This is a genomic window from Epilithonimonas hominis (assembly GCF_003730015.1).
GTDB classification, from domain to species: Bacteria; Bacteroidota; Bacteroidia; order Flavobacteriales; family Weeksellaceae; genus Epilithonimonas; species Epilithonimonas hominis.
This window is the reverse complement of the sequence record NZ_RJTU01000061.1, coordinates 208,579-220,169: the sequence shown is the minus strand read 5'-3', so window position 1 is coordinate 220,169 and position 11,591 is coordinate 208,579. Positions and strand designations below refer to the sequence as shown.

Annotated in this window: 8 protein-coding genes; 2 read left to right on the top strand and 6 right to left on the bottom strand. The window is 36.2% G+C overall.

Features of this window, described 5'->3' with window-relative positions:
• Positions 1 to 107 precede the first annotated feature (107 nt).
• Both EGH73_RS09685 and EGH73_RS09680 read left to right on the top strand, forming a co-directional pair.
• On the top strand, positions 108 to 737 hold the full coding sequence (locus EGH73_RS09685; RefSeq protein ID WP_089768451.1) for an NUDIX hydrolase: 630 nt from the start codon (positions 108 to 110) through the stop codon (positions 735 to 737).
• A gap of 44 nt (positions 738 to 781) precedes the next feature.
• Positions 782 to 1,579 carry a lysophospholipid acyltransferase family protein gene (locus tag EGH73_RS09680; RefSeq protein ID WP_123281649.1) on the top strand — a complete coding sequence of 266 codons (798 nt, stop codon included), beginning with the start codon at positions 782 to 784 and terminating at the stop codon, positions 1,577 to 1,579.
• A gap of 96 nt (positions 1,580 to 1,675) precedes the next feature.
• On the opposite strand, the gene fabV is transcribed toward EGH73_RS09680, so the two are convergent.
• The 6 genes from fabV to EGH73_RS09650 form a co-directional block, all read right to left on the bottom strand.
• Entirely contained in the window at positions 1,676 to 2,878 is a 1,203-nt protein-coding gene (gene fabV, locus EGH73_RS09675) for an enoyl-ACP reductase FabV (RefSeq protein WP_123281648.1), read from the bottom strand.
• A gap of 73 nt (positions 2,879 to 2,951) precedes the next feature.
• A complete protein-coding gene (locus tag EGH73_RS09670) occupies positions 2,952 to 5,054 on the bottom strand; it encodes a type IA DNA topoisomerase (protein ID WP_123281647.1) in 2,103 nt (700 codons plus the stop codon).
• A gap of 291 nt (positions 5,055 to 5,345) precedes the next feature.
• Complete coding sequence (locus EGH73_RS09665; RefSeq protein ID WP_123281646.1) at positions 5,346 to 6,635, bottom strand: TolC family protein; 1,290 nt, start codon at positions 6,633 to 6,635, stop codon at positions 5,346 to 5,348.
• A 77-nt stretch (positions 6,636 to 6,712) separates the two neighbouring features.
• Entirely contained in the window at positions 6,713 to 9,127 is a 2,415-nt protein-coding gene (locus tag EGH73_RS09660) for an FtsX-like permease family protein (protein WP_123281645.1), read from the bottom strand.
• A 105-nt stretch (positions 9,128 to 9,232) separates the two neighbouring features.
• Complete coding sequence (locus EGH73_RS09655; RefSeq protein WP_123281644.1) at positions 9,233 to 9,955, bottom strand: ABC transporter ATP-binding protein; 723 nt, start codon at positions 9,953 to 9,955, stop codon at positions 9,233 to 9,235.
• 100 nt (positions 9,956 to 10,055) lie between these two features.
• Positions 10,056 to 11,297, bottom strand: a complete 1,242-nt coding sequence (locus tag EGH73_RS09650) for an efflux RND transporter periplasmic adaptor subunit (RefSeq protein WP_123281643.1) — start codon at positions 11,295 to 11,297, stop codon at positions 10,056 to 10,058.
• Between the last annotated feature and the right edge of the window lie 294 nt (positions 11,298 to 11,591).

Here is an 11,591-nt window from a genome sequence, read left to right as displayed (position 1 = left end):
TAATATTAACAAAGTCGCAGAGTCATTCTTTGCGACTTCTTTTTTCACAAAACATTAGAAAAATTTTGACGTTGCGGTAATGTCTCAATTTTCTTATCTTTGAGATTATGCAGATTTTTGGAAAAGATTTACTTAGAGATATTAAAAATGCAGAATTGTTGGGTGAGAATGCGCACAAAATTTATTCGCCGCCGTATCGTCCTGTTTTCAGTTACGAAGATATTCTGACGAGAAATCCAAAACTGGCAGCTGTCAATATTTTACTTTATCTTAAAGATAATGAATGGCATTTTCCTTTGATTGTCAGAAGCATCAATGAAAATGATAGACACAGCGGACAGATCTCATTACCTGGCGGAAAAAGAGAAAAAGAAGACCCGGATTTTGCTTACACAGCCAAACGGGAAACTTCAGAAGAATTGGGAATTGATGAACATTACGTGAGAATCATCCGCGAGATGTCTCCGATTTATATCCCACCAAGCAATTTCTATGTTCATTCATTTGTATCATACACCAAGAAAAATCCGGAATTCTTTTTACAGGAAACCGAAGCTGTTGAATTGATAGAATTTCCGATTTCATCTTTACTTAGTCTTCCGGACCAGCCAAAAATAATGGCTTTACCGTCTACGAAAGGTTATGAAGTGCCTGTAATTGATTTCAATGGCTATATCATTTGGGGAGCTACTTCAATGATTCTGAGTGAATTCAGCAACTTGTTAAAAAATGTTTAATTTTGCAAACATTTTAAGATCTTAGAAGTTATAATCAAATATCAATGGCAAAAAAAAATATTTTTACTGATTCCTTCGGAAATATCTACGTCCTTAAAAGGATTATTATTTTCATTCTAGGTTTAGTATCATATAGGAGATTCAACGGTTTTAATAAACTGAAGATTACCGGAACAGAAAATCTTACCGATTTGCCGGACACCAATGTTCTTTTCGTGTCTAATCACCAGACTTATTTTGCTGATGTTGCCGCGATGTATCACGCTTTTTGTGCGGTGAACAACGGTTATCACAATACGATAAAAAACCCTGTTTATCTGCTGAATCCGAAAGTAGATTTTTATTATGTAGCAGCAGAAGAAACCATGAACAAAGGAATCCTGGCAAGAATTTTCAAGATTGCTGGCGCAGTTACAGTCAAAAGAACTTGGAGAGCAGAAGGTCAAAATGTGAACAGGATGGTTGACCTTACCGAAGTTGAAAACATTATGAAAGCCTTGGATAACGGCTGGGTTATTACGTTTCCTCAAGGAACGACTTCTGCTTATGCACAAGGTAGAAAAGGAACGGCTAAGTTAATTAAAAACCAAAGACCAACTGTAATTCCGATTAAAATCAATGGATTCCGAAGAGCTTTTGACAAGAAAGGATTGAAAATCAAAGTAACTGGCGTGAAACCAACTATGGAGTTTAAACCAGCTTTGGATATTGATTATGATAATGAGTCCGCAACGGAGATTCTGGACAAAATAATGCACGCTATCGAACAAACTCCCGAGCATAACCTGCTCCATGAATATGACGTCAAACAAAAAGAGATAAAATCTCAATCTCAACAATAGAAAAACGGCTACCTTTCAGTAGCCGTTTTTATTTTTTACCAATGACTGAAAAAAAATCTAATTATCTATAAGTCCATTATCTCCGAGTCTAAAAATCTAAGATTCAATACTTGGAACCTTTACATTCTCATCCGTATCTTTTTCGTAATCTACACCTTCCAGCTCGAAACCAAAAAGGTTGAAAAATTCTTTCCTGTAACCGTCAATATCACTGATTTCAGCCAGTGTTTCCGTTGTAACTTTATCCCAGTATTTAGCCACTTCTGCTTGTACATCTTCTGCCATTTCCCAATCATCAATTCTGATTCTTCCTTCTGAATCTAATGCAACCTCTCCATTTTCTGTATATAATCTGTCCGCAAATAATCTCTGCATCTGTTCGATAGTTCCTTCGTGTGTACCTTTAGCTTTCATCACTTTATAAAGTAAGGAAATATATAATGGAACGACAGGAATTGCTGAGCTAGATTGTGTTACCAAAGCTTTATTAACTGAAACATAAGACACACCATGAAGATCTTTTAGTAAATCATTCAAAACAGGAACTGTTGCTTCCAAGTCATTTTTAGCCTGACCGATAGTTCCGTTTCTGTAAATTGGGAAAGTCAGTTCCGGGCCGATGTAAGAATAAGCTACAGTTTTAACACCTGCTGCCAAAACACCTGCTGCTTTCAGATCTTCTATCCAGAATTTCCAGTCTTCGCCACCCATTACGGCAATGGTGTTGGCTATATCTTCATCATTTTCAACAGGATTAATCGTGATATCAGAGATGACACCTGTATGAAAATCTACTGTTTTGTTAGTAAAGGGCTGGCCAATTGGCTTAAGAACTGAGGCATAAGCAACACCAGTTTTTGGGTGCGTTCTTCTAGGCGAAGCCAAACTGTAAACCACCAAATCAACCTGCCCCAGATCTTTCTTAATCAAATCAATGGTTTGCTTTTTGATATCGTCAGAAAATGCATCGCCATTAATACTTTTTGCGTATAAACCGGCAGCGTGGGCTTCTTTTTCAAAAGCGGCAGAATTATACCATCCTGCGGTTCCCATTTTACCTTCAGAAGCTGGCTTTTCAAAGAAAACGCCGATGGTTGCAGCATCTGACCCAAACGCAGCAGCAATCCTGGAAGACAAGCCAAAACCTGTAGAAGCGCCGATGACCAAAACTTTTTTTGGGCCGTTTTTGATTTTGCCCTTAGACTTTACATATTCTATCTGATTTTTAACAGCTTGCAGAGCACCGTCCGGATGCGCTGTCAAACAAATAAATCCTCTTGTTCTTGGTTGAATAATCATTATTTAAATTATTTTTAGCATTGCAAATTAAGGAATTTCCAAGACATAATCTGCAAAATTCCTAATCTTGTTATCATTTGAAACCGATAGAAAAATCGTCATTCAATATCAAAACACCTTCTTCCCTGTCGCCGGTAAAGCCTTTCAGTTTAGAGGTTTTGCTTTTTAAAATCAAATCCTGAAGCTGCTTATCTGACAGTTTTTTTCCAAATATCTCAAACGGGGCTTTGAAACCACAACCCTTATAATCCGAACAGCCAATGGCCGTTTTACCTTTCATCAAGTTATTGGTTTTACACTTTGGGCACCCAGTTTCCTCCCAGATGATTTCGGTTTTTTCTCTTGGTTTTTTTTCTTTCGGAGCGGGCTTTTCTTCCTCGAAATTAATGACTTTCGCTTTGCCGTTGATCACTTTTTGGGTTAAAGTTGTGACCATTTCTATCAGTTCTTCTTTGAACTGATTGGCTTCGTACTCCCCTTTTTCAATTTTTCTAAGTTTCGATTCCCATTCTCCCGTCAATTCTGGACTTTTGAGAAGTTCATCTTCAATTGTGTCGATTAATTCGATTCCGGTTTGTGTGGCGATGAGGTTTTTACGTTTCTTCTCGATGTATTTCCTTCTAAACAAGGTTTCGATGATGTTGGCCCGGGTTGATGGCCTTCCTATGCCGTTGTTTTTCAGCATTTCACGAAGCTCTTCATCTTCCACTTGTTTTCCCGCAGTTTCCATTGCTCTTAGCAAAGTCGCTTCTGTGTAAGGTTTTGGGGGCGAGGTTTTCCCCTGATGGATCAAAGGTTCGTGGTCGCCTTTTTCTCCAGCAACGAATTCAGGAATAGTCTGTTCTTCGTCCTTATCTTTTTCGTCTTTCTCCGATTGGTCTTTTTTGTCTTTGGCATAAATAATTCGCCAGCCCGGTTCCAGAATCTGTTTCCCCGAAGCTTTGAAAGGAATCGTGCCCACCTGGCCTTCTACCAAGGTATTCGAGATTTTACATTCAGGGTAAAAAACGGCAATGAACCGTCTCGCTACCAAATCGTAAACTAACTTTTCTTCTCTTGTTAAATTAGAGGAAGGCGGAATTTCGGTTGGAATAATCGCGTGGTGGTCGGTTACTTTGGTATCATCAAATACTGCTTTCGTTTTCGGAATCGGCTGCGTCAGCAACGGTGCTGTAAACTCCGAATAAATGGTCATACTTCTCAAAATTCCACCAATTTTTGGATAAAGATTTTCGGATAAATAAGTCGTATCAACTCTCGGATAAGTCGTGTGTTTTTTCTCGTAAAGACTTTGGATATAATTTAAAGTTTGCTCTGCAGAGAAACCGTATTTTTTATTCGCTTCAACCTGAAGCCCCGTCAAATCAAACAATCTCGGATTCTTTTCTTTTCCTTCTTTGATCTCGAAAGAAACGATTTCGAATTCGTTTTTCTTGAGATATTCTAAACCTTTTTCTGCTTTTTCTAAGGTTTTTAATCGGTCAATCGACGCACTGAAAAGCACTTCCCGATATTTGGTTTTGAGTTCCCAATATTCTTCCTGCGTAAAAGCATCAATCTCTTTCTGGCGCTGAACAAGCATTGCCAAAGTTGGCGTCTGAACACGCCCAATCGATAAAACACCTTTGTTTCCACCAAATTTCTTAGTGAATAACCTGGTTGCATTAATGCCTAAAAGCCAATCTCCAATTGCTCTTGCATTGCCCGCCAAATAAAGATTTTTGTAATCTTCCGCAGGTTTCAGGTTTTCGAAACCTTCTTTGATGGCATCTTCTGTCAGGGATGAAATCCATAGACGTTTCATTGGTTTGTCGCATTTGGCTTTCTGCAAAACCCAACGCTGAATCAACTCTCCTTCTTGCCCGGCATCACCACAATTAATGACCTCATCACATTCGCTGACCAGCTTTGCTATGGTATTGAACTGTTTCTCTACACCGTTGTTATCAATCAGTTTGATTCCGAAGTTTTTGGGAATAATTGGGAGAAAAATTAAATCCCAAGATTTGTAATGCTCGGCGTAATCGTGTGGTTCTTTTAAAGTACAAAGATGACCAAAAGTCCAAGTCACGCAATAACCGTTTCCCTCCATATAACCGCTTTTGGGAGTTGTAGCACCCAAAACTTTGGCTATATCACGGGCAACGCTTGGTTTTTCGGCAATACAAAGTTTCATTGATTCTTTTGCTTTTGAAAGGGGAGCAAAGTTGCGGAAAAATTTAAAATCAGAAAAGTTGTTTTTTTGAAAATAAGTTAATTAATAATTCTAATAAAACGCAAAGAGCGCAAAGTTTTTTTGTCATTATTGGAAATAATTTGAAGGTTCGCAAAGGCGTAAAACTCAGCAAAGAGAAACAAAAATTATAAAAAGTAAGTTTGACAAAGTGGTTTGACTAAACTAAATAAAAAAATCCTTCCGAGCTTTTAAGCTCTAGAAGGATTCGTGAGAAAATAATAATGTATTTTTTTAAAAACCAGCTTCAAAAACTTTGAGTAATTCGGTTTGCTGCACAACGTCGTTTTTGCTGTTGATTAGGTTATAATTTGCTTGTAACCAACCATTTCTAACGACAAAAAAGGTATAAGCATCCATTAATCCTTCTTTGTATTTTTCTTCGGATTTTTGGAATGATAATCTTTGGTTTTCGAAATTGGCTTCCAAAAGATTGTACTTTTCTTGGGCATTCAGGAATTGTGCTTTGATAGAATTGATGCTTTGAGTCAAATTATTAATCACAATATCTTTGTCGTAATTGGAATTGATGACATTCAGTTTAGCAATTTCAACGTTGTTTTTCACCTGTAGTTTGTTGAAAATCGGAATATTGAGACCAAATCCTAACTGTTGGTTTTTGTTGGTTTTGATTTGGTCTGAGAAATTGGCAGTCGCAGGTTGTCCCAAAATCTTGTTGTAAAAACTTGACCAAGTGTAAGAACCGTTCAAGGTAGGCAGATATGCCGATTTTGCAAGCTCAACATTTTTTTGCTGAGCTTTGATTTCTGCCAAAGTCGTTTGATAAGCGGGATTTTTCTCCAAAAGATTTTGGATGAAATTAGCATCGTTGAAATTTGAACTCGCCAAATTTTCCTCGGTCATTGTAAAATCCAAAGAGTCTTTTGTAATCGCCAGCGCATTCAGAAGATTAATTTTGGAAAGGTCTCTGGAATTCTTTGCGGAAACCCACTGTTCCTGCATTGTTCCAAGGTTGGCTTTGATATCGTAAATATCACTTTTCGGACGATTCCCAATTTCCACTTCTTTTTCGGTACGTTTGATTTGTTCTTCGATTCCTGAAAGTTGCGTTTCCAAAACTTCCAACCAGCTTTTGCTGTTCTGATAAGTGAAAAACATTGTGACGACATTCAGTTTGACTTCATTCTGAGCCTGTTTCATTTTGAAAATCGAACTTTCTTTATTGATTTTGGACAACGAAATATTAAGATAATTTTTCCAGTTCATCAACTCCCAATTGGCTTGTGCATAGAGATTATCAGTTTGTGTATTGATTGCTTCACGCTGATTATTTTGCTGATTGATACCATTTCCGAAATTATAATTGTGATTGATTCCAGCATCAATAGACGGCAACAACATTCCTTTGGAAGCCGAAATCTGTCTGTCATTTTTCTGAATATTAACCGCAGATTTCTTTACTAGCGGATGATTGGCAGAAGCATAATCCAGACATTGTTTCAATGTCCAACTCTGTTGAGCAGGAAGAAAATTGATTAATAATATGAAGAAGAGGTTTTTCATAATTGGTTGATTGTTGATAGTTGTCGGCTGTCGGCATTAGTTTCTATCAACTAACAACCGACAACAATAAACTAAGTTTATTCGTATTTCAGATATTTAACAAGGTTGATTTTGGTTGCTCGGTAAGCTTTGAAACTCACAACAGCGAATGTCAAAATCAATAATAAAATCAAACTGAGGACGAATGGAAAAATCGGCATATCAATTCGGTAAGCGAAATCTTTCAGCCATTCATTCATCAAGTAATAACTGATGGGGATACTGATTAAAACAGCAATCAACGTAATCCAAAGGAATTGCTTGGTCAGACCAAAAATCAAAGTTCCGTCTGATGCGCCTAAAGTTTTTCTGATGGCGACATCTTTCAGTTTCTGCTCAATCATCAATGATGATAAAGCGAATAGTCCGAGCAATGCTACCATTAAAACCATTGCATTCAGAATCGTAAACAAAGTCTGCTGTTTCTGATATTTCACAAAACTTTCAGCAAATTTTTTATCTATAAAATAAGAATCAAAAGGATAACCCGGTTCTACATTATTCTGCCAATAGGTTTTGATTCTTTTCAGAGTCCCGTCAATATCATCTGCTTTTAATTTCAACTGGATATTATAAACATTGTATCGCTTCCATTCTGTTTCTCTGTAATGGAAAAATATGATTGGGTCCACATCTATACGAGGATTGAAAACATTGAAATCCTTTACAATTCCCACAATATGGTAAGGTTTATTGTCAAATCCAGGACGAACTTCATTTTTAAAAGCTTGGTCATCTGTCCATCCAAATTTTTTAACAAAAGCCTCATTAACCAAAACATTAGCGATAGTATCAGAAGCGAGATTTGGGTTTAGCCAGCGTCCTTTTTTCAGTTTGACATCCATAAACTGGAGGTAGTTGTAATCCATAGAACCGTGTTGAGCGTAGATACTTTTGTCCATATAATCCATATTGGAATTGCTGAATCTACCACTTCCAGGAACTGCTTCTCCATAAGAAACGGCATCCACGCCTTGGATTTTTCTCATCTCATTTTTAATACGCTCATATTTCAGCCAGGGTTTTGCGACATTCTCACTGAAATTAATCAGAAAAACCTGCTTTCCATTATAGCCAAGATCTTTGTCCATCATATATTTCACCTGATTATTGACAATCAAACCTCCAATGATGAAGAATGATGAAATGATGAGTTGTAAAGTCAAAATTCCGTTTCTTAACCAAACACCGTGTTTACTTCTGGCGAAATTTCCTTTCAAAGTTTCGATAGCTTTGAAGTTGGCGAGATAAGTTGCCGGAATCAATCCCGAAATCAACGTAACCGCCAAAACCATAGCAAATGAATAGTAGTAAATACGCCAGTCATTCATCACGATTTCTTTGTCATAAAATTTGTTGAAGCTTGGCAAAAGCAATTCTGTTAAAGCTAACGCCAAAACATATGAAGCAAAACAAATCACAAAAGTTTCCAATAAAAACTGAAGAACCAAATTTGATTTTGTACTTCCAATTGCTTTTCTTACGCCTATTTCTTTAGCTCTTTGAGAAGCTTGAGCTGTTTTTAGATTAATAAAATTAATGGCTGACAAAACAACAATCAAAACAGAAAGCGTAAACAGAATCATCATCGTTTTGAAATCTCCTGTTCCAAACCAAGATGCTTTGGCGTGTAATTTTATCTCATCAATTGGTGTAAACAAACTTCCTGTTGGTCCATACAATTCCAAATATTTCACCGGACTTATACCTGCACCTTGCGCATCTCTTTTTGCTCTAAATAAAAAGATATTGTCGTAGAATTTCTGTTGCAAAGCTTCCACATCTGTTCCAGGTTTAAGCAAAAAGAAACATCCGTAATTGAAATTCCCCCATTGTTCTTTATCATTTTTCATCTGTTCAAAAGGTGCGATGATAAATTCTGGTTTTATCTGGCTATTTCCGGTCGGCAATTCATAAACTGCAGTGACTACATAATTTCTATTATCGAATTTCACAGTTTCCCCGGCAACATTGGTTTTCCCAAAAAGATTTTTGGCTGCTTTTGTGGAAAGTGCAATCACTTTATCGCCTTTCAAAGCATCTTTATAACTTCCTGAAACTAATTTAAATGGAAAAAAATTGAAAAAACTTTCGGAAACAGACATTCCGTCTCCCTGATAAACCGTTTTGTTTTTCGTAGTCATTTTACGACCCATTCCGGAACCATTGAACAAAACGAAATCCTTAACCTCAGGAATCACTTTTACAGCGCGCTCCGCCATTGGAACAGAAATATTATTTTCATAAGTATTTTCTGCTTTGTTATGAGTTTGGAAAGCGTAGATATTTTCCTTCTTCGGATTCCATTTTTCGTAGGATTCTTCATCGTTCCAATGCATCAGGATGAGCATAAATCCTGTCAAACCGATTGTTAATCCAAACAGATTGATAATCGTGGAAAGCCAGTTCTTTTTATAATTGATGAAGGCAATTTTGAGCCAGTTGTTTAGCATAATTGTTGATTTTGTCCGAAGTCCGAAGTCGGGAGTCGGAAGATTAAAAGGTAATGTTTATTTGGTTTTGCGACTTCGGACTTCCGTCTTCCGTCTTCCAGCCTTTTACTCAAAGTTTTTTGCGTCTGCCTTTTCGAAAACATCTTTTCTTTGAGAAGAATGTTCTTCAGAGAAGATTTCGCCGTCTTTCATATTTACGATTCTAGAAGCGTAGCCCGCATCATAGGAAGAGTGCGTTACCATTGCGATTGTAGAACCTTCTCTGTGAAGTTCTGCAAGGAGATTCATGACTTCGTTTCCGTTGGAACTGTCAAGATTTCCGGTTGGCTCATCGGCAAGAATCAATTTTGGTCTTGTTACCAAAGCTCTTGCAACCGCCGCTCTTTGTTGCTGACCTCCGGAAAGTTGCTGTGGATAATGTTTTGCTCTGTGAGCAATGTTGATTTTTTCCATAATTTCTTCCACTCTTCTTTTTCTTTCTGAGGAAGAAACACCATTGTAAATCAAAGGCAATTCGATGTTTTCATAAACTGTTAATTCATCAATCAGATTAAAATTCTGGAAAATGAAACCGATGTTTTTCTTTCTGATATCTGATTTTTTCTTTTCAGAAGTTCCGATGGTTTCAATGGATTCAAACTGATAAGAACCAGAAGAAGCGCTGTCCAAAAGTCCAAGAATATTAAGAAAAGTTGATTTCCCACAACCTGAAGGTCCCATTATCGCAACAAATTCGCCTTCTTTGATTTGCAGACTTACATTGTTAAGCGCGTTAGTTTGAACATCTTCAGTTTTATAGACTTTTGAAAGGTTGGTGATATTTATCATAATTAGTTGATTGTTTTTAGTTGTTGGTTGATAGTTCTTAGCCTATTATAAATTAGTAATTGAATTAAATTTTCTGTCTAATGTCTATTATCTATCCAGTCTATTTTCTAATATCTAAAATTTCATATTTTTTCAATTCAGAATAATCTGAAGTAATGACCGATTCGCCTTGTTTCAATCCAGAAGTCACTTCATAATAAAGAGGATTTTCTCTTCCCAAACTAATATTTCGTTTTTCAGCTTTGTTATTTTTCACTACAAAAATCCATTTTCCATTGGTGTCTTTGTAGAAATTCCCTTTCGGAATCATCATACTTTGCGTGTCCGCAGATAATTTCAGTTTCACCCCGAATGTCATTCCTATTTTTAGGTTTTCAATTTTTGCATCAATGAAATTAAGCTCTACAGAAAACTGTCCGTCTTTCACTTCGGGAAGAATTTTTGTGATAATGACTTCGTATTCTTTTCCGTTGTTATCAAGCGTTCCTTTGATTCCGTTGGTTAGTTTATTGATGTAAAATTCGTCCACTTTTGCAATGAGTTTGTAACCGCCCATCAAATCGATTTTTCCAATACTTTCTCCACTTGTCAAATTCTGTCCAAGAGAAATATTGAACGATGATAATCTTCCAGAAGCAGGCGACATTATTAGGAAATTATTTTTGTTGGAACGAAGGATATTCAAGCTTTTTTCCATTTGATTAATGGAATTATTGATGGCTGAAAATTGAGAATTTCTTGAAAGTTTCTCATTAGAAGCGCCTTTTTCCACGATTTGTTTTCTGTCTTTTTGATAATTCAAATTCTGAAGTGCAATATCATAATCGGTTTTCTTTCCGATTTCCGCATCGTACAATCTTTTTTGAAGATTAAAAGTCTGCAACGCCGTATTATAATCATTTTGAGACTGCAACAATTCTTTATCCTGATTGAATTCCTGATTTTTCAATTCCAAAAGCGAACTTCTCATCTGGCTGATCTGTTGCATAATTCCCGTTTCCTGATTCAGATAATTGAATTCCGTATTTGGATTATAAACTCTTGCGATTGGTTGTCCTTTAGTTAACATTTGTCCATCTTCCGCAAAAATTTCTTTTACAGCACCACCTTCCAAAACATTCACAAGAGAAGAATTAAGAGATTGTGTTTGCGCAGTTACCATTAACATATCTTCAAATTTTCCATTGGTCACTTCATCAATCGTGATATCTTCCGATTTTACATTATAAGTTTTTTTCTGGTTTAAGAAATACCATCCAAAAATCGCAATCGCAACTGCGGAAGCAATGATGATTAAGACAAATTTTAGTTTCGATTTCTTTTTTACTATTTTCGTATCCATATTTAGATAACTGTTTTACTTACAGATAATTACACAAGGTAAGTGCCACAAATTTATAATCTTGTAACGCTCTGTAAATGTGATTAAACATCAATTTATTAATTTTAAAACTGTTCATTATCGGACACTTTTTGTACGGAAATGAACAGTTATAATTTTTGTAAAACATAATTATGAAAATTATTAAAATTGTTAATTAGGTTATTTAAACGACTTAATTAATATTAATTAGGCTATTTGAATAACTCAATTAATATTAATTAGGTTATTTTAATAAATTATTTCATTATCTTG